Source organism: Brevundimonas sp. PWP3-1b1 (genome assembly GCF_049896065.1).
GTDB classification, from domain to species: Bacteria; Pseudomonadota; Alphaproteobacteria; order Caulobacterales; family Caulobacteraceae; genus Brevundimonas; species Brevundimonas intermedia_B.
On the sequence record NZ_JAFCTO010000001.1, the window covers coordinates 1,595,924 to 1,619,408 of the forward strand.

25 protein-coding genes are annotated in these 23,485 nt (G+C 67.7%); 12 read left to right on the forward strand and 13 right to left on the reverse strand.

All coding sequences use genetic code 11. The features are described 5' to 3' along the window. The first annotated feature begins 90 nt into the window (after positions 1 to 90). From ACP69V_RS07850 to ACP69V_RS07860, 3 genes are all read left to right on the forward strand, one after another. A complete protein-coding gene (locus ACP69V_RS07850) occupies positions 91 to 957 on the forward strand; it encodes a CPBP family intramembrane glutamic endopeptidase (RefSeq protein ID WP_426023356.1) in 867 nt (288 codons plus the stop codon). A 136-nt stretch (positions 958 to 1,093) separates the two neighbouring features. Continuing rightward, positions 1,094 to 1,798 (forward strand): SOS response-associated peptidase, encoded by a 705-nt coding sequence (locus ACP69V_RS07855; protein ID WP_426023357.1) that lies wholly within the window; start codon positions 1,094 to 1,096, stop codon positions 1,796 to 1,798. Positions 1,799 to 1,860: 62 nt separating this feature from the next. Continuing rightward, positions 1,861 to 2,100, forward strand: a complete 240-nt coding sequence (locus ACP69V_RS07860) for a hypothetical protein (RefSeq protein ID WP_426023358.1) — start codon at positions 1,861 to 1,863, stop codon at positions 2,098 to 2,100. 199 nt (positions 2,101 to 2,299) lie between these two features. Here ACP69V_RS07860 and ACP69V_RS07865 read toward each other — a convergent pair whose 3' ends face one another. From ACP69V_RS07865 to ACP69V_RS07895, 7 genes are all read right to left on the reverse strand, one after another. After that, positions 2,300 to 2,881 carry a helix-turn-helix transcriptional regulator gene (locus tag ACP69V_RS07865; protein WP_426023359.1) on the reverse strand — a complete coding sequence of 194 codons (582 nt, stop codon included), beginning with the start codon at positions 2,879 to 2,881 and terminating at the stop codon, positions 2,300 to 2,302. After that, positions 2,874 to 3,143, reverse strand: a complete 270-nt coding sequence (locus ACP69V_RS07870; RefSeq protein WP_426023360.1) for a hypothetical protein — start codon at positions 3,141 to 3,143, stop codon at positions 2,874 to 2,876. Before ACP69V_RS07870 ends, ACP69V_RS07865 begins: the two co-directional genes overlap by 8 nt. Next, entirely contained in the window at positions 3,140 to 3,757 is a 618-nt protein-coding gene (locus ACP69V_RS07875) for a lytic transglycosylase domain-containing protein (RefSeq protein ID WP_426023361.1), read from the reverse strand. The genes ACP69V_RS07870 and ACP69V_RS07875 overlap by 4 nt, the downstream gene beginning before the upstream one ends. Beyond that, a complete protein-coding gene (locus tag ACP69V_RS07880; protein ID WP_426023362.1) occupies positions 3,754 to 4,266 on the reverse strand; it encodes a S26 family signal peptidase in 513 nt (170 codons plus the stop codon). Before ACP69V_RS07880 ends, ACP69V_RS07875 begins: the two co-directional genes overlap by 4 nt. Next, complete coding sequence (locus ACP69V_RS07885) at positions 4,263 to 5,420, reverse strand: TrbI/VirB10 family protein (protein ID WP_426023363.1); 1,158 nt, start codon at positions 5,418 to 5,420, stop codon at positions 4,263 to 4,265. Before ACP69V_RS07885 ends, ACP69V_RS07880 begins: the two co-directional genes overlap by 4 nt. Beyond that, positions 5,417 to 5,911, reverse strand: a complete 495-nt coding sequence (locus ACP69V_RS07890) for a hypothetical protein (protein ID WP_426023364.1) — start codon at positions 5,909 to 5,911, stop codon at positions 5,417 to 5,419. The genes ACP69V_RS07885 and ACP69V_RS07890 overlap by 4 nt, the downstream gene beginning before the upstream one ends. Before the next feature lie 160 nt (positions 5,912 to 6,071). After that, the gene (locus tag ACP69V_RS07895; RefSeq protein WP_426023365.1) at positions 6,072 to 6,335 is read right to left on the reverse strand and encodes a DksA/TraR family C4-type zinc finger protein; all 264 of its coding nucleotides are present in this window, start codon (positions 6,333 to 6,335) and stop codon (positions 6,072 to 6,074) included. 584 nt (positions 6,336 to 6,919) lie between these two features. On the opposite strand from ACP69V_RS07895, the gene ACP69V_RS07900 reads away from it, so the two are divergent. The 3 genes from ACP69V_RS07900 to ACP69V_RS07910 are packed head-to-tail and all read left to right on the forward strand — an operon-like array spanning position 6,920 to position 10,639. Next, on the forward strand, positions 6,920 to 7,909 hold the full coding sequence (locus tag ACP69V_RS07900) for an SDR family oxidoreductase (protein ID WP_426023366.1): 990 nt from the start codon (positions 6,920 to 6,922) through the stop codon (positions 7,907 to 7,909). Further along, positions 7,906 to 9,753, forward strand: coding sequence for a glycoside hydrolase family 15 protein (locus ACP69V_RS07905; protein WP_426023367.1), 1,848 nt, complete (start codon positions 7,906 to 7,908; stop codon positions 9,751 to 9,753). Before ACP69V_RS07900 ends, ACP69V_RS07905 begins: the two co-directional genes overlap by 4 nt. Next, positions 9,746 to 10,639, forward strand: coding sequence for an SDR family oxidoreductase (locus ACP69V_RS07910; RefSeq protein WP_426023368.1), 894 nt, complete (start codon positions 9,746 to 9,748; stop codon positions 10,637 to 10,639). Before ACP69V_RS07905 ends, ACP69V_RS07910 begins: the two co-directional genes overlap by 8 nt. 55 nt (positions 10,640 to 10,694) lie before the next feature. On the opposite strand, the gene ACP69V_RS07915 is transcribed toward ACP69V_RS07910, so the two are convergent. From ACP69V_RS07915 to ACP69V_RS07925, 3 genes are all read right to left on the reverse strand, one after another. Beyond that, positions 10,695 to 11,498, reverse strand: coding sequence for an SDR family NAD(P)-dependent oxidoreductase (locus tag ACP69V_RS07915; protein ID WP_426023369.1), 804 nt, complete (start codon positions 11,496 to 11,498; stop codon positions 10,695 to 10,697). A gap of 24 nt (positions 11,499 to 11,522) precedes the next feature. Continuing rightward, positions 11,523 to 12,314 (reverse strand): alpha/beta fold hydrolase, encoded by a 792-nt coding sequence (locus ACP69V_RS07920; protein WP_426023370.1) that lies wholly within the window; start codon positions 12,312 to 12,314, stop codon positions 11,523 to 11,525. A 64-nt stretch (positions 12,315 to 12,378) separates the two neighbouring features. Beyond that, entirely contained in the window at positions 12,379 to 12,564 is a 186-nt protein-coding gene (locus ACP69V_RS07925) for a hypothetical protein (protein ID WP_426023371.1), read from the reverse strand. Positions 12,565 to 13,024: 460 nt separating this feature from the next. Here ACP69V_RS07925 and ACP69V_RS07930 point away from each other — a divergent pair, with 460 nt between their 5' ends. Next, a complete protein-coding gene (locus tag ACP69V_RS07930; protein ID WP_426023372.1) occupies positions 13,025 to 13,837 on the forward strand; it encodes an alpha/beta fold hydrolase in 813 nt (270 codons plus the stop codon). 68 nt (positions 13,838 to 13,905) lie between these two features. Beyond that, positions 13,906 to 15,789 (forward strand): response regulator, encoded by a 1,884-nt coding sequence (locus ACP69V_RS07935; RefSeq protein WP_426023373.1) that lies wholly within the window; start codon positions 13,906 to 13,908, stop codon positions 15,787 to 15,789. Between the two features lie 157 nt (positions 15,790 to 15,946). Here the strand turns inward: ACP69V_RS07935 and ACP69V_RS07940 are convergent, their stop codons facing one another. The 3 genes from ACP69V_RS07940 to ACP69V_RS07950 form a co-directional block, all read right to left on the reverse strand. Beyond that, positions 15,947 to 16,306, reverse strand: coding sequence for a response regulator (locus tag ACP69V_RS07940; RefSeq protein ID WP_426023374.1), 360 nt, complete (start codon positions 16,304 to 16,306; stop codon positions 15,947 to 15,949). Between the two features lie 42 nt (positions 16,307 to 16,348). Continuing rightward, positions 16,349 to 17,407: a sensor histidine kinase gene (locus tag ACP69V_RS07945; RefSeq protein WP_426023375.1), complete on the reverse strand. Its 1,059-nt coding sequence runs from the start codon at positions 17,405 to 17,407 to the stop codon at positions 16,349 to 16,351. Positions 17,408 to 17,559: 152 nt separating this feature from the next. Beyond that, positions 17,560 to 18,636, reverse strand: coding sequence for an NADH oxidase (locus ACP69V_RS07950; protein WP_426023376.1), 1,077 nt, complete (start codon positions 18,634 to 18,636; stop codon positions 17,560 to 17,562). Positions 18,637 to 19,031: 395 nt separating this feature from the next. Here ACP69V_RS07950 and ACP69V_RS07955 point away from each other — a divergent pair, with 395 nt between their 5' ends. The 4 genes from ACP69V_RS07955 (at position 19,032) to ACP69V_RS07970 (ending at position 23,431) form a co-directional block, all read left to right on the forward strand. After that, positions 19,032 to 19,295: a DUF2171 domain-containing protein gene (locus ACP69V_RS07955; protein WP_426017031.1), complete on the forward strand. Its 264-nt coding sequence runs from the start codon at positions 19,032 to 19,034 to the stop codon at positions 19,293 to 19,295. A 5-nt stretch (positions 19,296 to 19,300) separates the two neighbouring features. Beyond that, positions 19,301 to 19,510, forward strand: coding sequence for a hypothetical protein (locus ACP69V_RS07960; RefSeq protein ID WP_426023377.1), 210 nt, complete (start codon positions 19,301 to 19,303; stop codon positions 19,508 to 19,510). Continuing rightward, positions 19,507 to 19,698: a helix-hairpin-helix domain-containing protein gene (locus ACP69V_RS07965; protein ID WP_426023378.1), complete on the forward strand. Its 192-nt coding sequence runs from the start codon at positions 19,507 to 19,509 to the stop codon at positions 19,696 to 19,698. Before ACP69V_RS07960 ends, ACP69V_RS07965 begins: the two co-directional genes overlap by 4 nt. Positions 19,699 to 20,113: 415 nt before the next feature. Beyond that, the gene (locus ACP69V_RS07970; RefSeq protein ID WP_426023379.1) at positions 20,114 to 23,431 is read left to right on the forward strand and encodes a DEAD/DEAH box helicase; all 3,318 of its coding nucleotides are present in this window, start codon (positions 20,114 to 20,116) and stop codon (positions 23,429 to 23,431) included. The last annotated feature ends 54 nt before the right edge of the window (positions 23,432 to 23,485 follow it).

The window sequence follows — 23,485 nt, forward strand, 5'->3', positions numbered from 1 at the left end:
CTCGATACATTTGCCCCCAATATCAATCACCTTGCCGTCCAAGTCGGGGGTTCCCTACGGTCGGGTGGCCACTTCTTCGAGTCAGACCGAATGTCCATCGCTAAAATCAGTGCATTCGTTATCGCGGCAATCGCGCTGACTACGACGCTGCTCTTTGGTAGCGTAGCGGCGTTGGACGTCATAGAGCCGTGGGTTGCGACGACCTCCGGCGCGCTTGTCGGAGCCGGGGCCTCGGGAGCGGATCTGACCCGGTTAGTGGGCACTCTGTGGACGGGTGTGATGCTTCTGGCTACGTGCCTCGGCGTCTTCATTCCTCTCCGGCTCATCTTCAGAACCCGCCTCCTCTCCATACTCACGACAACCAACGCATTCCGCTGGCGCTTAGCGACCTTGGGTTTCGCTGTCATGTTCGCCATCCAGAGTGCGGCCCTCATCGCGACCATCGGAATGGATCGTACGTACGGCTTAGTTTCCGCAAACGTCGCAGGGGGCCTAGTCTTTGGTCTTACGACACTGCTGGTATATCTTCTGGCCGCGCCGCTGGAGGAGATCGTCTTTCGACGCTGGCTGTTGCTTTTCAGAACCGGCACAGCGCTGCGATGCCTATTCTTGTCGGCAACATCAGCCTTCGTTTTTAGCCTAGCTCACCTTTCCGATGACTGGACCATGGCGACTGCACACTTCGTTTCCGGCTTGGCCTACGCCTGGCCGGTGGTCCGACTAAGAGGACTCGAATTCTCGATGGGAGCCCATGTCGCTAAAAACGTGAGCTTGGCGTACCTGATCGGCCTTCCTGGCGAGCGCAAGTGGGGGGATGAGGTCGCCACTGCGGTGCTTGCCACAATGGGCGCGTCCGTCGCCATCGCGCTCGTTGCGGAAGCCATCTACCGGCGCGGCGCTTCCACGGACGGTATCCACCTTCGTCCGGGCGTGACGCATCCGACCGGAACCGTGTGAACCCGCGCGTCGCGGCCGCTTACGGGTCGGACCGCATTGTCTGCTTTCCACCCACCCCTGACATGGACAGTCCGTTCTAAGACAGTCGGCTTTCAGCTGACTCCACAAACCCGGTTTGTCGTGCGAGCGTCGCGCCATGTGCAACCTCTATCGCCAGCGCTCCGGCCCCCAGGCCATCATGGACATGGCCAAGGCCATGCGCTCGACGGTGGGCAACCTGGCGCCAGGAGACGTCTATCCCGACTACCCCGCCCCGATCGTCAGGACAGCCGGCGATGGCGTTCGCGAACTGGCCCTGTCCCGCTGGGGAATGCCGTCGTCATCGAAGGCGATCTATGAGGCCGCGACCAAGCGGGCCGACAGACTGCGGGCCAAGGCGACGGAATTCGACTTCCAGGATCTGCTGAACAAGGAGCCGGACAGCGGCACGACCAACGTCCGCAACACCAGCTCCGCTCACTGGAAGCGATGGCTGGAGCCGTCGCACCGCTGCCTCGTCCCGTTCACCGCCTTCAGCGAACCCGGCCGCGACGCCGCCGGCAAGTACCAGCCGGCGTGGTTCAAGCTGGCGGGCGACGACGCTGACCCTCTAGCCTTCTTCGCCGGCATCCACCTCCCGGCCTGGGAGGGCGTGCGGAAGATCAAGACCGGCTGGGAGCAAGCCGACCTGTTCGCCTTCCTCACGACCGATCCCAGCGAGCCGGTAAAATCGATCCACCCCAAAGCCATGCCGGTGATCCTGACGGAGCGAGACGAGATCGAGGCCTGGATGACGGCGCCCTGGTCGGAGGCCAGCGCGCTGCAGCGCGCCCTTCCAGACGGCGCGCTGGCGACGCTCTGAACGACTCGGCCTAAAGGCTGACCGTATGACGGCCTGACGAACTGAATGACGCCCTGGACGCAATGCAGGCCGCAGCCGGCGACGACGCCAATAGGCGACCCGGTCTGATCGAGGTCCGATCCGACGCATGGGTCGATGGACTGGCGGACATGCCGGTCGCGAAACCCAAGACCATCGTCGACGGGATCCGTATTCGCGACATCAAGGTCGCGGTGAGCGCGGGCGTTGTCTCCAGGGTCTTGCCCCGCGCGGAGGCGGGCGAGCGAGGCGAGCCGTATCGCGATCTGGCGGCGCGGACCTAGACCGTCTCGGGCGCTGTCGCCGACTGGCCTAGTGAACCCGCTTTGGGATATCCCATGGACGAAGGGGAGCTGGGTCAGCGACCCGGGATGAATGCGCTGATGATCGCGGTCGCGATCGAAAAGCGGCCTGCAGTTCCTGCCCGCCCTCGCCCTGGGACCGATCGTCGAGCACGTCCCGGAACCGAGGTGACGAAGCCCGCTAGAAGCCGAAGTCCGTCTGGGCAGGATCCGGACCCCGCGACCGACGTCGAGGGATCGGCGCCGGGGCGGCGGGCGGCGGAAGCGGCGGCGAAACCGACCGCATCGGCGGCGGGGCGGCCGGCAGCGCCCGCGTCGATCTCGGCATGCCCGGCAATCGCGGCGCGCTCGGCGGGCTGAAACGCCGTCCGTCGCCAGGCGGCCGGACGGTCACCGGTTCGGCGGATCGCCTCTCCTGTTTCCAGGCGTTCAGCTCGCTCTCCCACCATCCGACCCGTCCCGGGGACACCGGGACAGGCCCCGGAAACAGTCCTGCCCGCTGCATGCGCCACGCCGTCGTCCGACTGAAGCCGACGAGTTTGCGCACCTCGGGCCAGGGCAGAAGCCGGTCCTCCGGACCGCCGGGCTCAAGGCCCCAGTTGTGTGAGCGGATCGCGGTCGTCCGCCCTCTTGAAGGCCGAACCGGCGTCGGCGCCTCTAAGCGCTCCAGGATCACCCCTGTGACGATGCGCCCCCTCGCCGCCTCCGGGATGCCGGCGAAGAGGTCCGGGACGTCGGATCGGTCCGGCCGTCGGTCAGCCACGGCGACGGCCCTGCGCTGCGGCCGGGGCGCCGGTGCGAAGCTCGGACACCTGGCTCGTCGCCCAGGCTTCGAGCAGATTGCGGGGATACAGCGGTTTGGACCGGACGTGGCGGCACGGCGGGCCGTCGGACCGGGTTGACCATAGCCGCGCCAGCGTGGCCGGCTTGAGCCTGATGCCGCGCTGCGCCAGGAAGGCGGAGGCCTCGGCGCGCGTCAGGAGCGGGCCCTCCTCCAGGGTCGAGCCAGGGGATTCCGTCGTCATAATGCGCCGCCCTGAGCGCGGCATTGCCGGACGGTGAACACCCTGCGTCCCGCCGCCAGGGCGAGATAGCAGTCCAGAACGTTCGCGACGTACTGGCGGGTCTCGGCGATGGCGGGGATCCGTCCGACCCGCGCGACACGGGATGGACCGGCGTTGTAGGCGGCCAGGGCCAGCCGCACGTCGCCGAATCGGACCAGCTGCTGGGCCAGATAGGCGGCGCCGCCGCGCAGGTTTTCCTCCGGCGCAAAACGATCCCGGACCTGAAGGTCGGCGGCCGTCCCCGGCATCAGCTGGGTCAGGCCGCAGGCGCCGGCGACCGAGCAGGCCTCGGGCCGATAGGCGCTTTCCACAATGACGACCGCGTGGAGGAGCTTTTCATCCAGGCCATGACGCCGGGCCGCCGCCTCGACAGCCGCCTGATACGGCTGGCTGAGCACGGGGACCCTGTCGCCATGTCCTTCCAGTCCGGCGACAGCGTCCGCGTCGTCCGGCGCGACGCCGAACAGGCCGCCGCCGGCGGCGGACCAGTCGACGGCCTGGGCCCGCGCCGCGCCAACGCCCGAGACCAGGCTGACGAACGACAGGACGAAAGCCGCACCGATGGCCCGCCTCACCACAGCACCGCCTCCCGATACACGCCGGTCACGCGCCGTCGGTGGACCGGCCCGAAATACCGGCTGTCGAAGCTCTCCGCCGTGTCCCCCAACAGAAAGAGTTCGCCGCTCTCCAGCACACGACAGCCCCGCCACTGCGGCAAGGCCGCGCCGTTGCGGTCTACAAGGCTTGCGACCACGGTCCTTTCCGGCGTGACGACCCGACCGGCCGTCCGACAGACGCGATCCCCTTCGCGCGCGGCCACCCGCTTGATGAGCAGGACGGTCGCGGGCATGCCCCGATCGCCGAGATAGGCGCGCGCCACATCCGGCTGAGGCATGGCGACGATCGCGCCCGGCGACGGTTGTCCGCGAAAATCCCGCACGTAGAGGCCGCGCGGCAGACTGGGACTCTCGTTGATCAGGGCGACGTCCGTCGGGTGATGGGCGGCAAGGCCCAGGCTGGAGACCAGGCCGACCCAGGCCGACGGCGCCGCCCAAGCCCTCAGAAAAGCGAATAGCGCGCTCATGGCTGGTACGGCTCCAGAACCAGATCGCGGGTGATCATCACCCGCACAGGAGCCCCCGCGCCCAGCCGGATGCTCGGGCGGACGCTGAGCTCGCGGTCCACGAGCCTGCCGCCGATCTGGGCGCCCTCGATCGCCGCCGCATCTCCGGCGTCGCCCAGCAGGCCGCCGCCGCGATCGCCGTCCCGCGCCGCCTGCCCGAGCGCGGTGATCGCCCCGCCGATCAAGGTCCCGAGCGCCAGGGGGAAGAGCCTGCGATCGACCCGTCCGCGGACCCCGACGGCGCCCTGGGCGTCGACGCCCGCCTCGTCCTCCAGCAACAGGCTCTTGCCATTGGGCAGGATGATCCTTTCCCAGGCGATGAAGGCCCGACGGTCGCCGTACCGGCTCTCGCCTTCCGTCGCGCCGACCAGACGCGTCCCCTGGGGCAGGAGGAGATATCGTCCCGAGATCGTGTCGAAGACATTCTGCGTCACCGTCGCGACGACGGGGCCAGGCCGCGCGGTGTCGATCGCGGTGAGCAGCACAGCCGGCACCATGGCTCCCGCCTTGAGCTCGTAAGGGGAGACCGGCGCCGTCAGCCGGTGGGGATTGTAGGCGGCGCTGACGCCGGCCCCCTCCCGGCGGCCTGACGCGGCGGTCGCCGGCTCGGGCGAGGCCGCAGCCGATCGTCCGCTCACGCCCCCGCCCGCCGGTTCGGCGAAGAAGAGGCTGGACTGGGCGGCGAGCGCCCGGGGGCTCGGCGCCGAGGCGGCCGGCCGCGCGTCATAACGCACGGCCCTCGGCGCAGCCTCAGGCGGGGGCGTTTCAGCCGACGCAGTCGCGCCCTGGGTCTGGGCCGTGCGCGGAGGCGGCAGTCGATCATAGGAGGCGGGCTGGTCAGCGACCGCATCCGCAGGCCGGACGTTTCGGCGCGCCTCGTCACGCTGGTCTTCGCCTGCCTGGTCCTGCGCCGCGACGCGCAGTTCCGGCTGGACGACAAAGGCCCAGGCCAGGGCGCCGGACACGAGCACCACGCCGCCGACCATCACCAGCCTGACCACGGAGCCGCGCAGCCGCACGGCCCTGGGTCGAGGCGCGCGCGCGGACAGGCCCGGCGGAAGCTCCTTGTCGTGAACAGACGGTTCGGGCGAGGACTGCGGGTTCGTATCGCTCATGTCGGCGCTCCCGGCAGCCGGCGCAGCACGACCACCTGAGGCCGGCGGTCTCCGAGACGCAGCTCGGCCCGGTCGAACACGCGATCCACGACGAAGAGACCGAACTGCTCCCTCGGCAGATGCGCCATGGCCGCCCGCACATAGGCCTGGAGCGCGCTCCAGGAAGTGATGACCGGGCGACGGCAGGCCTCGACCCGGACAAGACGCACGGCCAGTTCACGCAGAACCTTCAGGTCTGACAAGGCGGCGGGCCCCATCAGGAACCGCCGCGTCAACTCCGACGAGTCCGCCGCCGCCACGGCGGCCACGCTGCTGAAGCGCGCGAGCAGGTCGCCCGCCAACTGATCCGGATCACCGTGGGACCGGTCCAGAATCAGCGCAAGCAGGCTGTGGTCGTCCAGGGTTTCGCAGTCAGGAATCGAGATCGAGGGGGGCTTGCCCGCGACGTCGCGGAGACAACGATCGGAGGCTGGATCGGGCTTGACGGTCATGGCGGTGTCCTTTGCCGCTCCACCACGGAGCGCCCTCCGCTAGCCTTCCTTTCTCCTCCACCCGGTTCAGCGCTCCCCCGCTCCGACGGCCCGCTGGCCGATCGCGATCGGTGCGGATCACCCCGCCGGTCGCACCCGTCTCCAGGCCGGGGCGCCCGATCTATCGCAACTGGCTGTCCTTGCTCCCCCGGCGATTGATCGCCGAGTGCGCGATGCGGCCGTCGCGACCGGACTGACAGTGGACGCAGGTCGTCGCGCCGGGCATCGCCTTGCGTCGGGCCTCGGGAATCTCCTCACCGCATTCGACGCAGTACCGCGTGCCTTCTCCGATCGGGATGCGGGCCCGCGCATTGAGAACGCCGTCGAGCACCGTGTCCTCGATCTGATCGAGAACCGCCCCATCCCGCGTCCAACCGCCAGCCATGGCGCTCTCCCACTCCCGTCAGGTCTTCGCCTGCTCCGGTAGAGCGCCAGGCCGACGTCGAGGTTCCAACCTCACGGAGGGGCGTGTCTCGGGACCGCCCAGCCGACGCCGCCTTGTCGTCGAGCTACCCAAAAGAGAGCCTGTCGCGGTCGGCAGAGATGCGATCCACGCCACGCTCGACAATGGACGACTCGCCTTGTCCATTTGAGCCTGTCTCGCCGTTCTAGGATCCGCGGCTCGCAAAGCCCGCCTTCGGCGTCCGGGTCGGTGCTCGTCAGTCACGTCGCGCCGATGACCGTCAGGCGAAAGTCGCACCGGGATCGTCATCTGCGGCGCACCCGCTGAACGCGCGGCGTGACCTGCTGACCGCGCCGCAGAGGCTGGCGTCCTTCTGACGTCTCGGGAAGAGAGCCAAGGTCAGATCGCAGTCTGCGGCCTTCGTGACCGCGACGCCGCCTCGCCCCGATTCCCCGATCGGTCTGCCTCTCGCCGCAACCTTCCCACCAGCGCTCCGTTGTCCCAGCCCTGCCTCATCCGGCGGGCGCCGCAATCACCGTTCCACACTAAATGTCCGTAGGATCGCCATGTCCGTCATCGTCATTACCGGTGCTAGCGCCGGCGTCGGATTGGCCGTCGCGGAGCGCTTCGCCAAGGCCGGCTGGCAAGTCGTGGCCGTCGCCAGACAGGCCGAGCGTCTCGTCAGCGCCGTGAGTTTGCTGACACGTTCGGGCGGCCGCGCCATAGGCTTGGCGGGCGACGTTTCGGATCCTGAGTTCGTTGCACGGGTGGGTCACGAGGTCACCGAAGCGTTCGGTGGAATTGACGTGTGGGTGAACAATGCGATGTCGACGGTGATCGGCCGCGACGAGGACCTGACCGACGCCGACTATCGTCGCGTCACGGAAACCACCTATCTGTCGCAAGTCTACGGCACGCGAGCAGCGCTCAACGCCATGCGTCCTGTGGATCGGGGCGCGATCATCCAGATATCTTCGGGCCTCGCGCTCCGACCGGCGCCCTTGCAGGCCGCCTACTGCGGCGCCAAGGCGGCCGTTGACGGCTTCACCGAGGCGCTTCGCGCCGAACTCATCGCCGCCGCTTCGAAGGTTACTCTGACGACCGTCTACCTCCCCGCCGTCAATACGCCCCAGCCCCTGTGGTCGCGTAATCGCACCGATAGAGCGCAAGTCATCCCTGATCCCTTGTTCGATCCCCGTCTCTGCGCGGAGGCCGTGTGGTCGGCCGTCCGGAGGCCCAGCCGCAAAATCTTCGTCGGACGGTCCACTTGGCTGATGGGCCTGGCCCAGACCCTGACGCCGGCGTTGGCCGACCAAAAGGCGGCGGGCATGATCGCAGCGCAGCAGGGCGACCCTCAACTCCCCCGCCAGGGCAATCTTGACCTCCCGGAGGAGGGGCCAGCCGCGATTGACGGGCCGGACACGGCGCGGGTGGTGAAACCCTGGATCGGTTTCGTCTCCAGTCGCCAGGTCGCTGGCCTCAAGTGGGCGGCCTGCGGCGCGGCGGCGAGCCTCGCCGTGGCCACAGGCTTCGCGATCGGATCCGCCAAACGATGATCACGACGGCCTTTACGCCCCACCCCGGCCGTTCCTCGGACGCGCTCCGCCCCGATGGATACGCTGCGCTCGAAGACTATGGGGTTCTGGGCGAAGGCCGAACGGTGGCCCTGTCCGCGCTGGACGGGAGCATCGACTGGTGGTGCGTGCCCGCGATCGACGCGCCGCCGCTTTTCGACCGCCTCCTTGACGCCGACGGCGGGCGGTTCTCGATCTCGCCGATAGGGCCGTTCACGGCCACGCGCCGCTACCGCCCCGACAGCAATGTGCTCGAAACCGAATTCACCACAGCCACGGGTCGCGCCCGACTGACCGAGAGTCTCAACAGCGGAACCGCCGGGCGACTGCCCTGGTGCGAACTCGCCCGCCGGATCGAGGGCCTCGACGGACAGGTGGCCTTCGCCCTGGAGATGCGTCCGGGACGCCGGGGCGACACCGCCAACCCGTATCATTCCAAGATCGGCGACCACACCGTCTTCCATGTCGAGCGCGTCCTTGGCCTGTTCATTCATGATCCCCGCATCGCGTGTGAATGGTCCGACGAAGGCATCGTCGGAACGATCGCGGTGAGCGCAGGCGAGCGTCGCACCGTAGCCATCGTCGCGGGTCGAGACGAGCCGCTGGTCGCGCCGTGCATCGCGGAGATCGACGCCCGGATCGATCTGTCGGATCAGGAATGGCGGGACTGGGCGGCGCGACTGGACTGTCCCGGCCTCTATCGCGACGACTTCATCCGCAGCGCCTTGGCCTTGAAGCTTCTGCTCTACTCTCCGTCCGGCGCCATCGCCGCCGCGGCCACCACCTCCCTGCCCGAGCGTCTGGGCGGCGAAAAGAACTGGGACTACCGCTACGCCTGGCTGCGCGATGCCGGCTATACAATCGAAGCTTTTTTGGCGGCCGGAGCCCAGGCGGAGGCCAAAGCCGCCTTCAGCTGGCTGCTGATGCAGCTGAAGCGTCACGGCGCCAGGGTCTGCTACAGTCTGGACTGCGAGATCGTGCCGACGGAAACCCATTGGGACATGCCGGGCTACAAAGGCTCGCGTCCTGTCGTCACCGGCAACCGGGCCGCGGATCAGGCCCAGCATGGCGTCTTCGGCGACATCTTCGAAACAGCGTCGCGTTTCGTCGGCTGCGGCAACATCCTCGACAGCGCCAGCGCCCAGCAGCTTTCTGAACTGGCGGATCAATGCGCGGACGCTTGGCGTCAGCCCGACGCCGGCATGTGGGAGCTGGAGGACGAGCAGCACTACACCATGTCCAAGATCAGCTGCTGGCAGGCTCTGGCCCGTGCGGTCGAGCTGGCCGACGCCGGACAACTGCCGACGACCTGCCGGGACCGCTGGTCCAGGGAGCGAGACCGTATCTTCGCCTGGGTCGAGGACAACTGCTGGTCGGAACCCCTCCAGGCCTTCGTCATGTATCCGGGCAGCGACAAGCTGGACGCCGCCGTGGCCCTGGCCGTGCGGTTCCGGTTCGACGGCGCGGACCGGCTGCGATCCACCCTTGAGGCGCTCGATCGACGCCTGGGCGCCGGCGTCTTCCACTATCGCTACACCGGCATGGAGTCCGAGGAAGGCTGTTTCGTCGCCTGCTCCTTCTGGATCGCCGAGGCCTGGGCGACGCTGGGCGAACCGGACAAGGCCCGCGCCCGCATGGACGGCCTGCGCGAAGCCTTGGGCGGCCGTTGGGGCATGCTCACGGAAATGATCGACCCGAATACCGGGGCCTACCTTGGCAACATGCCTCAGGGCCTAAGCCACCTCGCCCACCTGACCGCGCTGACCGCCGTCGGCAAGGCGCAGACCTCTTCCCCCACCCCCGAAACGGAGACCTCCCATGACTGACCGCCTGACGCTGCAGGATCCGCGCGAGCAATATCCGAAGCCGCCCTTCCCTCGCCAGCCGCAGCCCCTTCCGGGCGAGGCCCGGGCCATGGATCCTAAACCCGACCACGGCGAGGAGAGCTATCGGGGCGCTGGAAAGCTCAGGGGCCGCAAGGCCCTGATCACCGGCGCCGACAGCGGCATCGGCCGCGCGGCGGCGATCGCCTATGCGCGTGAGGGCGCCGATGTGGCCCTCTCCTATCTGCCGTCCGAGCGCCAGGACGCCGCCGAAGTCATCGCCCTGATCGAGGCCGAGGGCCGCAAGGCCATTGATCTCCCCGGCGACATCACCGACGAAGGCTGGTGCCGACAGATGGTCGAACAGGCCGTGTCGGAACTCGGCGGACTGGACATTCTGGTCATCAACGCCGGGCGCCAACAGTATCGCGAGGACATCTCCCAGGTCACGTCCGAGGATTTCGACAAGACCTTGAAGACCAATCTGTACGCCATGCACTGGATCGCCCAGGCGGCGGTGCCGCACCTTCCGGCAGGCGCCTCAGTCATCACCACAGCCTCCATCCAGGCCTATGAACCTTCCGCCATCCTGCTGGACTACGCCACCACCAAGGCCGGGATCGTCGCCTACACCAAGGCCCTGGCCAAGCAGCTGATCGAGAAGGGCATCCGCGCCAACGTCGTCGCGCCGGGTCCTTTCTGGACGCCGCTGCAGTCATCGGGCGGCCAGCCGCAGGAGGCTGTGATGAAATTCGGCGAACAGGTGCCGCTGGGCCGGCCGGGCCAGCCCGTCGAGATCGCCCCGGTCTATGTCCTGCTGGCGTCCCAGGAAGGCAGCTACATCACCGGCGAAGTCTTTGGCGTCACAGGCGGGATGGGCGTCGCCTGATCAAAAAATCGGCGGCGGGACAGTCCCGCCGCCGATCTTTTTCTTCTTCGCCTGATCAGCCGGCGATGGTGGCGACCGACCCTGAGTCGACCCGGAGGCCCGCGCCGTTGATGAAGCTGGCCCGCTCCGAACACAAAAAGGCGACAGCGGCCGCGACCTCTTCAGGCTTGCCGCGGCGATCCAGGGTCATTCCGGGACGCTCTTCCTTCAGGAAGCTCTTGATCGCCGCCTCGAAGGTTTCGCCCCGTTCTTCCGCGCGCTTCTTCATCATGGCGTCGGTCATCGGCGTGGCGATGAAGGCCGGCGAGACGGTGTTCACCAGGACATTGTCGCCGCCGTACGCCTTGGACAGGCCCTTGGCGAGGCTGAGGATGCCGGCCTTGGAGGCGCAATAGGCCAGTTCGTCGACATAGGGCTGAACCGCGTCTTCGGAGGCGAAGAGGACAATGCGTCCCCACCCTGCGCGGCGCATCGCCGGGATGGCCTGCCGGCACATCCGCACGGCGCCCATCAGGTTGATGTCGAGCGTCTCCAGCCAACCGGCGTCGTCCACTTCGAGAAAGTCTCCCGTCGCCCCCGTCACGCCGGCGGCGTTGACGTAGATGTCGGGATCGCCGAGGCGGTCGCGGACCTCCGCCCAAATGCGCAAGACCTCTTCGGTCTTGGTGACATCGCCGGTGACGCCGATGCACTCTCCCAAGGGAGAGAGGTCCCTGACGGCCTCGTCCAATGCGCCATCCGGCTTGTCGGTCAGCGCCACGCGGACGCCGGCCTCCAGCAGAAGCCGCGCGGTCTCCTTGCCCATGCCGGAATCGGCGCCGGAAATGAGGGCGATCCGCCCCTTGATCCCAAGGTCCATAGAAAATCTCCTGTTCGTGTGCATTCAACAAGCCGGCGGCGGCAAGGCGGCCGCGCCGACGGTCGTGGCGAAAGCGCCGATAAGATCAGCCAGACGATCTGGCTGCTCTTGAGGGATAAGATGCGCAGCGTGCGGGACGACCACGACGTCGGCGGCGCGAAAATGGGGCGCGTTCCACCTTCGCTGCGCCGCCTCCCCGAGGTCTGCGTCTTCCGCGCCGGCGATGATCAAGCCAGGCAAAGCGAGCACCCCAGCCTGGGCCGACCAGTCCTCACGCGACCCTTCGGCGAGCCACCCGCGCCAAGCCTCCGGTGATGTCCGTCTGAAATCAGCGACCGCCTGTCGACCCGCCGCCTCCGGCAGGCCGTCGGCGGTATTGTCCTCAATGAACCGCCGCGCCGTGTCTGAGGTCTTCGTCGGATCGTCGAACCAGGTGAGCATGTCGGCGCGCCGGTCTTCATCCATGGGTTCCGGCGACGGAGGCGATCCTGCAACCAGCACGAGGCCGAGGAGGCCGCTCAGACCCGCTGCGCCGTCGCGCGCTCGGGCGGCGATCAAGGTCGCGAATTTGCCGCCCATGCTGTGGCCGACAAGGACCCAGCGCGTCAGATCAAGGTCGACAAGGCGTCGGCAAAGATCGTCGAGGACCGTCGGGATGCCCTCGCCGTCCTGGTCGCCGCGATCGCCAAAGCCTGGGAGATCGAGTGCGATCGTGTCGAAACGCGCCTTCAGGCGCTCGGACACGCCATCCCATTCGTGACGACTGGACCCTAAAGAATGCAGGAAAACGAGTGTGGAACGAGAGTCTGAGGGCATGAAGGGGCGCGTCTGAAGGCCTAAGCAAGACCGCCCGCTGAGGGTCAGCGGGCGGTGTGTGAGCTTATTTTTCCGGGTGGCCGTCGCCCGGCTCGGTCGTCTTGGGCGACTTGCCGTCCTCGACGCGGCCCTCGTTGCGCAGATCGCGGCCTTCTTGCGCTTTGCGCTGAGCTTCGGCGCTGTCGCCGTGCTCATTCATCTCTTCCTTCACGAAGCCGGCGGCTTCCTTGATCTGACCTTTGATGCTCATCGCTGTCTCCTGACCCACCGCAATCCGGTGCGCCGGTTCAGCGTGTCAGCAACGAATTCGCTCCCCAAAAACAGCTTCGATCTCGAAGCCGTCGATCTCAACGGCGCCGCCCCCGGTCGGCTCGACCGCACCCGTCCGCTGCCGACTGACTTCACCCGCCCCCTCATCCGCACGAGGACGGCGCTTGACGCAGCCCGTTCCTGCAGAGGCGGATGGCGGTCGGGGACACTCCGATTGAACCATGGCCTCGTTCATGTCCTGCAGAAGCGTCGAAGGGTCTCGATCTGTCCCGCGGTCACCGGGAGCTGACGCAGGACGTCTCGCCGAACCGAACCCACGCCGCGAAGCGCGACGTCCTTGTCCGTCGGGGTCACCCCGCCGCAAAGCCAGGGCTTATATGGTTTCGCCTTATCGATCCTCTCCACGGTCGCTTAACCTCGCGCGCGTACAGTGGCGGATCATGACTATCCTCCACCGCAACAATGTCGTCGTGACGGGCGACGCAGGACCCGTCCTGGTTTTCGCCCATGGCTTCGGCTGTGACCAGACCATGTGGCGCGCCGTCGCTTCGCCCTTCGCCGGCTCGGCCCGCGTCGTCCTGTTCGATCACGTCGGCTCCGGGAACTCGGACAGCGCCGCCTTCGATCCTGGGCGGCATGGACGGCTTGAGGGTTACGCCGCAGATCTCGTGGAGGTCATCGACGCCGTCGGCCTGGGCCCGGTGATCTTCGTCGGTCATTCGGTGAGTGCGACCATCGGCGTGATCGCGGCGAACCAGCGACCCGACCTGTTCGCCTCACTCGTCCTCGTGTGCGGCTCGCCCTGCTATATCGATACGGACGATTATCGCGGCGGGTTCGCCCTGGCGGATGTCGAGGACCTGCTGGACCTCATGAGCAAGAACATGATCGACTGGTCCGCCCAGATGGCGCCGTCGGTCGCAGGACTACAGGCGCCAGGGGCGCAGGCCGATTGGGCGGCGAGCGTCTGCCGGCTTGATCCCGCAGCGGCGCGGGCCTTCGCCCGCGCGACCTTCCTTTCCGATCACCGCGCCGCCTACGCCGCCGTGCCCGTCCCCACCCTGCTTCTGGACAGTCTGGACGACGCCCTCGCGCCCTCTTTCGTCGGCGCGTGGATGCAGGCCAATATCCCTGACTGCGAGCGGGTCGTCTTGCCGACGGAAGGGCATTCTCCGCATATGACCGCGCCGGACATCACCCTCGCCGCCCTCGCGCGCCACCTGGATAGACCCCGCGGTCGTCAGGTCGCCTGACCGTGGCCTTGGAGGACCCGGCTGCGCTGCTCGATCTGGTCCGCCAGGCCCCCTGCGGATTGGGATTGATGACAATTGAGGGCCGACTTCTGTGGGTCAACGACTATCTGTCGGCCATTCTCGGACTCTCACCAGGGCGGGCAGAGACCGACGGGCGACGCCTGCTCGATCATCTGACACCTGCCAGCCGCATCCTCGTCCAGACCCGCTTTCGTCAGGAGTTGGCCTTGGGGGGTCGCATTGAGGAGCTGGCGCTGGATGTCGTCGCAGCCGACGGCTCCCGATTGCCCGTGATGGTCAATGCCGCACAGCTGGCCGGCGAGGCCGGCGCCCCGCCGCGCATCGCGCTCTCGATCTCCCGCGCTCCGGTAAGACGCGCCTATGAGGCGGAGGTCCCACTGGCCAAGCGACGCGCCGAAGCGGAGCGCGAGGCCGCCGCGGCGGTCATTGCGGCCTTCGTCCGGCATTCGCCTGTGCCCCTGGTGATGACCGACCAAGATTTGGTCGTCACAAGGGTCAGTCACGCCTGGGAGCAACTCTATCGCCGCGACGCCGCCGAGATCGTCGGCCAACGGATCGACGCGCGCCCTGATCCCCGAGGTTCGGCCGATACGGCCTGGCCGGACATCTATGCGCGAGGGTTGGGCGGAGAGTCCTTGAGCAGCGATCGACCTGTGAGGTCGGTCCATCGGGACATGTGGTTCGAATGGGCGGTGATCCCCTGGCGAGACGCTCAGGGCGAGGTCGGCGGCCTCCTTTTGATGAATTTCGACGTCACCGCCCTGGTGCAGGCCCGCGACGCCGCAACAGCAGCCGACGGGGCGAAGACGCGGTTCCTCGCCAATCTCAGCCATGAACTGCGCACCCCTATGAATGGTGTCCTGGCCCCGATCGCCCTGATCCAGCGCCTGGACCTGCCGTCTCAAGCCAGGGACCATCTCGACGGCGTCGCGCGGGCCGGCGCCGATCTCGCCCGGAGCCTGACGACGCTTCTGGATTTCTCTCAGCTGGAAAACGGCGACTTCGCCACCCAGATCGCTCCCGTCTCGGTTCGCAAACTCTGCGACGATGTGCTGGCGGACTGCGCGGACCTCGCGGACGGCCGAAATCTTGTCTTGAACGGACCAGCCGATGTGGACGTCGTCGTCCTCACCGACGAGGACGCCCTGAAGCGCATCCTCGTCCAGCTCGTGGCGAACGGCCTTAAGTTCACGCAAGCCGGCGAAGTCTCGCTCGAGGCGCGCCATGACGGTGCAACCCTCGTGTTCACCGTCGCGGACACCGGAAGCGGATTCGACGCCGCCGAATTCTCCACTCTGCTTCAACCGTTCCATCAGAGAGACGCCTCCCGCACAAGACGCCATGGCGGGATGGGGCTGGGACTCGCGCTCGCCCAGGGTTTGGCGGCCCGGCTAGACGGAGCGTTGAGCGCCGAGAGCGTGCCTGGACGGGGAAGCCGCATCAGCCTTCGCCTGCCCGCCGCATCCGCCGAGGCGTCGATCGCCGACGTACGTGCCCCTGAGGCCCCGCCCTCGGCGCTTCGCGTTCTGGCCGTCGACGACCATCCCGCCAATCTGGCGGTGCTGACCGCCATCCTGTCCGGCCTGGACGCGGAGGTCGTCCTCGCCGGGGACGGCCTGCAGGCGGTCGAGGCGGCCCGAGCGGCAAGGTTCGACCTCATCCTGATGGATATCCAGATGCCGGTCATGGACGGCCTGACCGCCATGCGCGCCATTCGGGCGGAACACGCGAACCCGCCGCCGATCATCGTCATCAGCGCCAATGTCTCTCGCCCGGAAATCATCGAGGCCCGTCTCGCCGGCGCCGCCGAGGTTCTGGGCAAGCCCGTCAGCGCCTTGGGGTTGCTGCGTGCGATTGCGACGGCGATCCCCCAACCCGCCGACGAGCGGCCTTCAGACCAATCTGGCGACAGGGACGCCCAGTCGGCCTGAGAGGGCGTCGGCATCGAACGAACCGTCGCACGGCCCAGGCTGGAATGGGAATGCGCAATACGCTCCTCAAGCCTGGCGAAAAATGACGGGTGCGACGACCGGCAGTCATCGCCGCTGCGACGATCGCGTCATTCACGCAACGATGGATCCCGGCAAATCAGGCGTCGTAAGGGGGCCGCGCCGCCTCGATCTGATTGAACGCCGTCTCGAGCTGGGTCTGGGTGTAGGGCTTGGGCAGGAATAGGCCCCGATCCGGCATCAGGTCGGCGGCCGGAACCAGGGCGCCTGACGTCAGGATGATCTCGATCGGCGGCCATCGGTCGCGGATGGCCGCCGCCAACAGGAGGCCGTTCATCGCGCCGGGCATGTCGATGTCGGTGAAGACGATGCGAATGTCTGGCCGGCTATCGAGAATCCGCACCGCCTCGAGGGCGTCGTGAGCCTCCACCGCCGTATAGCCGGCGTCTTCGACCATCTGGATCGCGCTCAGCCGGATGAGGGGTTCGTCCTCGACCACGAGCACAAGCGGCCCCGTCGGCGGCTTTGGTCGTCGTTCACCTTATCGCTCCGTCAGGATTGCGATAGGGGCCGTGAATTCGGCCGTCAAACCCTCAGGCTCGTAGCGCAACTGCGCCCCCCCGGTTCCCGTCAGCCCGAGATCGATCAGTTTGGAGCCGAAGCCGCGACGGGTGGGAGGCGCCGCAGCGGGGCCGCCGCGTTCACGCCACACCAAGACCAATTCTTCACGGGACAAGGTCCATTCGACCGCAATCCCGCCCCCCTCGACGCTCAAGGCGCCGTGTTTGAGGGCGTTGGTCGCCAGTTCATGCCCCAGCAAGGAGACGGTCTGCGCCACGCGCGCCGAGACCTGGATCGCCGGCCCTTGCAGCGTAAACCGTTCGGAATCGAGGATCTTGTCGAGTGATCCGGAGATGATCTCTTCAAGGTCAGCGACCGCCCAGTCGCGCCTTAGCAAGATGTCGTGGGCGCTCGCGAAGGCCTGAAGACGATCCTCGAACGTCTTGACCAGAGCCCGATCGGCCAGACCGCGCAGGCTCTGCTTGGCGATCGCCTGGACCATGGCGAGGGTGTTTTTCACACGGTGGGTGGCCTCGTGGACCAGGAGGCTTTGATTGCGTTGCGCCAGGACGGAGCCGGTGGTCTCGATGGCGATGTCCAGAATGCCCATCACCTCTTCGTCCTGAAGAAGCGGACTGTAAGAAAAGGTCCAATAGGTGTCTTCTGGATAGCCGTTTCGGCTCATCACCAGATGGAGGTTTTCGAGAAACACCCGTTCGCCAGCCTTCGCCTTGGCGATGAGCGGCGCAATCTCGTCCCAGACATCGTGCCAGACCGTCTGGATGGGACGGCCCAGGGCGGCGGGATGACGGTCGCCCAGGAAGGGGATGTAGGCCGCGTTGTAGAGCAGCGTCTGCGCGTCGCCCCAGGTGGCGCAGGCGGCGAACCCCGTACCCATCAGGATGTCGTAGGTCGTCTGCAGAGCCGGCGACCAGCCCGCCTTCGGACCGAGCGGCGTCTGTCCCCAGTCGAACTGATCAATCAACTCCGGCATCTGCGCCCCGCACTCCATCGACGCCGTCCGGACGCGGCGCGGCATGGAGAGGATTCAGCCTATAGCGCCGCCGCTCACGGCAGGTAAATCCCGCCGTGAAGCCCCCCCCAAAGGCCGCAGGCAGACGCAGGCTGTTCAGAGCGCTCAGCCCGTGGTCTCAAGCCGCCCCCTCCCCTCCTGCGGCAAAATCTAGCCGGCTAGTCCAAGGTCGGATCGATCAGGAACTTCTCGCCGGTCGCCTTGCGCTCATAGGCCTGCAGAACCTCAGGCTTGAGCGCCTCCGCCAGACCAATCGTGCGGGTGTAACGCGTGGCGAATGTGGTCGTGAGTTCGTCGAAGACGCGTTTGCGCAGGCGCGCCGTGGTCTCGGCTCCGACCCGTTGCAGGAAGGGTGTGAGGAGCCACCCGGAGACGCTCCACTGGAAGCCGAAGGCGAGCCGGTCCAGGACCATAGGCGACGGATCGAGCGCGCCGTACACATAGAGCTGTTTGAACTGTGCGGAGCCGTATCGGCTGTACTCCGTCATGCGATTGACCGCGCCCTTCTCCATCGCCCGCATGATGTCGCCGCCCAGCCCACCGCCGCCGATGGCGTCGAAGGCGATCGTCGCCCCGGTTTCGGTGACGGCGTCGACCAGCTGCGTTCGGAAATCTTCGTCCCGGCTGTTCAGGACATGGGCCGCCCCCATGTCCCTCAGCAGACGGACCTGATCGCCAGAGCGCACAATGTTGACGAGCGGCACGCCGTCGCGCGCGCAGATCCGTTGGAGCATCTGGCCGAGACTGGACGCCGCAGCCGTATGAACGATGGCGGAATGCCCCTCGGCGCGGGCGGTTTCGACGAAACCGAGCGCCGTCATCGGATTGACGGTCAGGGCCGCGCCCTGGGCGGCCGTCACGCCTTCGGGGATCGGCAGCGCGTCGCGCGTCCTGATCTTCTTCAGATCGGCGTACATACCGCCGCCGATCATGCCGACCCGACGGCCGATCCAATCTTTCGCCTGGTCACCGGCGGCGACGACCGTCCCCGCCCCTTCGTTCCCCACGGCGAGCGACTGGCCGATCCGCCCCGCGACCCCGCCGCGACGCGCATCGGGGATGTCAAACCGAAGGCGAGGCCGACCCTCGGAACCCTCCGCACGGACCGACGCTGCGTCCGCCGGGCCGAGCAGCAAACCAAGGTCGCTGGGATTGATCGGCGCCGCCTCGATCCGGACCACGATCTCATCGGGGGCGGGGTCGTCCAGGAGGACGTCCTCGAGCGTCAGCGTCAAGCCGCCCTCCTCATCCACTGTCGATCGCAATTCCCGTGCGGTGAGCGTCATGGCGAGGTTTCCTTATAGAGGCCAAAGATGGAGGGCGCTGACGGCGTCGCCGTCTAGCGCGTCTTCTGCGGGCCGCCATGATCTGGGCGCCCACGCGTCCGTTGCAACACTCCGGGCGCCATTCGCTGGGACGGACCCTGGATCAGCTCGACATCTCGCAACCCCGCACGACGTCGCCACAGTCGTGGCGAAGCGTTCCAGGGCGACGCTCGCCTGCCTGCCGTGACATCCGCACGGCCTGGTCAGAGCCCGAGTGACAAGAGTGGCGACGCCCCGGACTTCCAACGCACTGGAACGTCGCGGTCCGGTCTCCGTTAGCTGTCGCAGTCACAAGGAGAACCGCCATGACCGACCTCTCACAGATCAAAGCCCATATGGACGTCATCGGCGCAGACGGCGTCCACCTCGGCACGGTCGACAAGGTGGAAGGCGACCGCATCAAGCTCACCAAGGCCGACAGCGGATCACACAGCGATCATCACCATTATCTCTCCGGCGGTCTGGTCGCCGAAATCGAAGGCAACCAAGTCCGGCTGTCGGCCAACGCCGCTAACGCCGCCCTGCTGGAAGAGGAAGAGGCCGGCGAGGCGATCGCCGACCTGAAATAGCACCCATGACCACTGACAACGCGGCGGTCACCGCCCGACTTCTGGCGATCCGCGAGGACCTTCAAGCCCAGGTCTGGCCGACGGCGGTCGAGGCCGCGAGTTCCGGCGATCACGAACGCATTCGCGATCTGGTCAAGCTGAAGGTCGATATCGAAGCCATCGATTTCGCCCTCGGACATCGCCCCGCAGGATCCGCTGAAGACGGCGACACATGAGTGACCTCAACACGGCGACCGCCGAGGCGTTCGACGGCGTCGAGGGATTGCGCGGTCATGGCTTCGAGGTCGTCCGCTGTCGTGAGGAACGGGGTCGCTTCACGAGCCTTCGCCAACGCGACGCGGCGCCCGGTCCGGCCGGCAAGAGCGACGGGGTCGGCGCCCAGGTTTCGGTCGAAGCGGGCTGATACAGCTCACGCCGCAGCGACGATCGCTGCGGCGGATGCCGCCTCTCGGTCCGGACCTGAAGACGCGTCCTCAATCCATCCTGATCCGCCCTCCCGCATCGTCTGAGCGATGCCCCCTAGTCAGAGCGCGGTAGGGGCGTGTCCGCCGCGAACAATGATCCATCTGATGCCGTGATATCTCGAGGGCGTCTTCACCCTCAGGACAGGGCTTAAAACCTTCGACGCGCTCGCTCCGTCCTCCAAGAGCCGTCAGAGCAGAGACGCGGCTTGCCCCCATCGTCGCGGCCGATGCGACACGGATCGAAGCGGACGCTTCGCTTGCTCTTCCTCGTCGCATCAATCGTCTCGTGTGTCTGTAACCGCGCAGAACCCACGGCCTTTTTCGGAGTTGGTGCACGGCAGTTTCGGACCTTGCATGACCCAGACCTCGACGCCCATCGCCGGCCCCCTCCCGCTCGTCGACGGTCCGGCGCCCGCCCCCGACGACAGGGCGCCCGCGCGCAAGACCCCGCCGGCCGCCGTGGCGGCGAGGCTTATGGCGGCCTGGAGCCAGGAGGCCGGCTCAGACCTGATCTTCGTCGCCGCAAGCGAGCGTCGCGCCGACGAAATCGCCCGCGCACTGGAGGCCATGGCCGCGCCCGCGGGTCCGGTCGTCCTCGTCTTCCCGCCGTGGGATTGCCTGCCCTATGACCGAGCCGCGCCGTCGCGCGAAAGCATGGGGCGGCGGATGGCGGTCCTGCATCATGCGACCGTTCCCGGCACGGCGGCACGTCTGGTGATCACCTCCCCCGAGGCCATGCTGCAGCGGACGCCGCCCGAAGGCGTCGCGACGGCCCGCTTTTCCCTGACGACCGGCGACCCATTGGATCGTGAGGCGCTCGAAGCCTTCGCCCGACGGACCGGCTACATGGCCGACGAGCGCGTCGACGAGCCCGGCGAAATCGCCATCCTGGCCGAGGTCATCGACGTCTACCCGCCTTCGGCGCTGACGCCCTATCGGCTCGTCATCGATCCGGATGGGACGGTGGCCGACATCAAGCCGTTCGATCCGGTGACCCAGCGCTCCCACGACAGCGTCGCCAGCCTGACCCTGACGGCGGCCTCCGAGCTCGTCGTCGCCGAGGCCGACGACAGCGACCGGGCGGACCAGGACCCGCATGCCCTTGCGCGCTTCTATGACGCGCCCCTCGGCACGCTGTTCGACGCCTTCCCTGACGCCCGCCTCCTGCGCGACGACGATGTGGAGGCTCGCCTTACACGCGTCTGGGACCAGATCGCCGAGGCCTATGAGTCCCGTCGCGGGTTCGGCGAGACCGACGGCGCGGCGGCGCCGGTTCCGGATCGCCTCTATCTCTCGCCGGCGGAGGCGACGCGCGCGCTCCGGGACGCGATCGCGCTGGACCTGGAGGGCGTCAGTTCGACGCCCGGCTTCGCGACGGAGCGGAGCCCGGGCGCGGCGCTCAAACACTATATTCAGGATCAGCAATCCCAAGGGCGATCGGTCGTCCTGGCCGGGTTGGCCCATGAGCATCGCGTCATGGCCCGGCTCATGAAGCGAAACGGTCTCGTTCCGCCGGCGCCCGCCCCGTCGTGGAACCCGCTCGCCGGGAACGAATCCGGCGGGCTGACGGCGGTCCTGGCGGACCTTGACGGCGGCTATGAGGACGCCCGCTCGGGCCTGACCGTCCTGACCCCGACCGATATCACCGGCGGCCGGATCGCACGGGCGTCCGGCGCCCCGAATCCGGGCCTGGGCGAGACGGACATCCGTCCGGGCGATGTCGTCATTCATGAGGATCACGGTCTGGGCGTGCTGACGGCGATCGAGGCGTTCGAGGCCGACGGCGTGGTGCGCGACGTCGTGCGGCTGGAATATCATAACGGCGCAACCCTCCTGGCGCCGGTCGAAGAGTTCAACCGGATCTGGCGCTACAGCTCGGAGCCCGCCAGCGTCAGCCTGGATCGGTTGAACACCCAGGGCTGGGCCAAGCGCCGCGCGGAGGTCAGCGCCCAGATCGATGCGACCGCGACCCGGATGGTCGAACTCGCGCGCGCCCGGGAGGCGAGGCGAACCCCTGCCGTCGTCCCGCCCCGAACCGCCTATGCGCGGTTCACGGCCCGGTTCCCGTTTCCGGAGTCCGTCGATCAGCTGTCCGCCATCGACGCCGTCCTGGCCGATCTCGCCTCCGGTCGTCCGATGAACCGGTTGGTCTGCGGCGATGTCGGGTTCGGCAAGACGGAGGTTGCGCTCCGCGCCGCCGCCGCCGTCGCCCTGTCGGGCCGGCAGGTCATGATCGCCGCCCCCACGACGGTGTTGGCCCGCCAGCATTACGAGACCTTCCGTCGCCGTTTCGAGGGCTCGGACGTGACCGTCGCGGCGCTTTCCCGGCTCGTCGAGCCCGGCGAGGCGCGGCGCGTCCGCGACGGCCTGGCCGATGGGACGATCGGGATCGTCGTCGGCACCCAGGCCCTGGCGCAGGAGACGCTCGCCTTCGCCGATCTGGCCCTCGTCGTCATCGACGAGGAACACCGGTTCGGCGCGACTTTGAAAAAGGATCTGGCGGCGCGCGGGGACCATCTCCTTATGATGTCGGCCACGCCGATCCCGCGCACCCTCCAGAGCGCCATGGTCGGCGTTCAGGACGTCAGCGTCATCGCCAGTCCGCCCGCCCGACGCCGGCCGATCCGCACCTTCCTGACCGCATTCGACGAAGCGTCCGTCCGCACCGTCCTGTTGCGCGAGAAAGGCCGTGGCGGCCAGAGTTTCGTCGTCGTGCCGCGGATCGAGGATCTTGAGCCGCTCTCAGAGCGACTGGCCAGGCTCGTTCCGGAGCTCTCCGTCGCCGTTGCGCATGGCAAGCTGTCGGCCGAAGCCCTGGAAGCGGTCATGACCGATTTCGCCGAGGGGCGGGGCGACGTTCTTCTGACCACCAACATCATCGAGAACGGCCTGGACGTGCCGCGGGCCAACACCCTTCTGGTCTGGCGTCCCGATCGCTTCGGGCTGGCGCAACTGCACCAGTTGCGCGGCCGGGTCGGACGCGGACGCCGTCAGGGCTTCGCCTACCTCCTCAGCGACCCTGAGGCGCCTCTGGCCGAAACGACGCGAACGCGACTCCAGACCCTTGAAGCCCTGGATCGGCTCGGCGCCGGGTTCGCCATCAGCGCCCGGGACCTCGACCTGCGCGGCGGCGGCGATCTCGTCGGCGACGAACAGGCCGGGCACATCCATCTGATCGGCGCCAGCCTCTATCAAAGCGTGCTCGCGCGCGCGCTGCGGGCCGCCCGGGGCGAGGCGGCGGCCGACCCCCGCCCTCCCGTCGTGAACTTTGGGACCACGGGGCGGATCCCGCCGGACTATGTGCCGGACGCGACCGTGAGACTCTCGCTGTATGCGCGGCTCCTGCAGATGACCGCCGTCGAGGCGATCGACGCCCTTCAGGAGGAGATCGAGGATCGGTTCGGGCCGCTCCCCGAGGCGGCCGAAACCCTGTTGAGCACGCACAGGCTGACCGCGCTCGCCGCGTCCGCCGGCGTCACGGAGATCAGCTGCGGTCCCAAGGCCACGGCCTTCCGCTTCGACGCCGAGCGGGCGAAGGGTCTTTCGTCCACTCTGTCTTCCTCGCCGGATCGGCGTTGGTCGCGAGAGCGGCTGATCTTCGACACCGCCGCTGAGGCGCCTCACGCCCCCGCCGATCTTGAGGCCTTGCTGGAAACCCTGGCGGCGGCCTGATCGGCGGTCCTTCCTCACCGGGGCGAGAAGGCGCGTTCGCGCCCGGCGTCGCCG

Bases quoted from the DNA above. Each gene is read 5' to 3' on its own strand.
- ACP69V_RS07900 (WP_426023366.1), top strand. From the start codon at position 6,920: ATGTCCGTCATCGTCATTACCGGTGCTAGCGCCGGCGTCGGATTGGCC.
- ACP69V_RS07880 (WP_426023362.1), bottom strand. From the start codon at position 4,266: ATGAGCGCGCTATTCGCTTTTCTGAGGGCTTGGGCGGCGCCGTCGGCC.
- ACP69V_RS07960 (WP_426023377.1), top strand. From the start codon at position 19,301: ATGACCACTGACAACGCGGCGGTCACCGCCCGACTTCTGGCGATCCGC.
- ACP69V_RS07955 (WP_426017031.1), top strand. From the start codon at position 19,032: ATGACCGACCTCTCACAGATCAAAGCCCATATGGACGTCATCGGCGCA.
- ACP69V_RS07915 (WP_426023369.1), bottom strand. From the start codon at position 11,498: ATGGACCTTGGGATCAAGGGGCGGATCGCCCTCATTTCCGGCGCCGAT.
- ACP69V_RS07945 (WP_426023375.1), bottom strand. From the start codon at position 17,407: ATGCCGCGCCGCGTCCGGACGGCGTCGATGGAGTGCGGGGCGCAGATG.
- ACP69V_RS07890 (WP_426023364.1), bottom strand. From the start codon at position 5,911: ATGACCGTCAAGCCCGATCCAGCCTCCGATCGTTGTCTCCGCGACGTC.
- ACP69V_RS07850 (WP_426023356.1), top strand. From the start codon at position 91: ATGTCCATCGCTAAAATCAGTGCATTCGTTATCGCGGCAATCGCGCTG.
- ACP69V_RS07910 (WP_426023368.1), top strand. From the start codon at position 9,746: ATGACTGACCGCCTGACGCTGCAGGATCCGCGCGAGCAATATCCGAAG.
- ACP69V_RS07965 (WP_426023378.1), top strand. From the start codon at position 19,507: ATGAGTGACCTCAACACGGCGACCGCCGAGGCGTTCGACGGCGTCGAG.
- ACP69V_RS07925 (WP_426023371.1), bottom strand. From the start codon at position 12,564: ATGAGCATCAAAGGTCAGATCAAGGAAGCCGCCGGCTTCGTGAAGGAA.
- ACP69V_RS07970 (WP_426023379.1), top strand. From the start codon at position 20,114: ATGACCCAGACCTCGACGCCCATCGCCGGCCCCCTCCCGCTCGTCGAC.
- ACP69V_RS07930 (WP_426023372.1), top strand. From the start codon at position 13,025: ATGACTATCCTCCACCGCAACAATGTCGTCGTGACGGGCGACGCAGGA.
- ACP69V_RS07920 (WP_426023370.1), bottom strand. From the start codon at position 12,314: ATGCCCTCAGACTCTCGTTCCACACTCGTTTTCCTGCATTCTTTAGGG.
- ACP69V_RS07870 (WP_426023360.1), bottom strand. From the start codon at position 3,143: ATGACGACGGAATCCCCTGGCTCGACCCTGGAGGAGGGCCCGCTCCTG.
- ACP69V_RS07905 (WP_426023367.1), top strand. From the start codon at position 7,906: ATGATCACGACGGCCTTTACGCCCCACCCCGGCCGTTCCTCGGACGCG.
- ACP69V_RS07935 (WP_426023373.1), top strand. From the start codon at position 13,906: ATGACAATTGAGGGCCGACTTCTGTGGGTCAACGACTATCTGTCGGCC.
- ACP69V_RS07895 (WP_426023365.1), bottom strand. From the start codon at position 6,335: ATGGCTGGCGGTTGGACGCGGGATGGGGCGGTTCTCGATCAGATCGAG.
- ACP69V_RS07860 (WP_426023358.1), top strand. From the start codon at position 1,861: ATGCAGGCCGCAGCCGGCGACGACGCCAATAGGCGACCCGGTCTGATC.
- ACP69V_RS07885 (WP_426023363.1), bottom strand. From the start codon at position 5,420: ATGAGCGATACGAACCCGCAGTCCTCGCCCGAACCGTCTGTTCACGAC.
- ACP69V_RS07855 (WP_426023357.1), top strand. From the start codon at position 1,094: ATGTGCAACCTCTATCGCCAGCGCTCCGGCCCCCAGGCCATCATGGAC.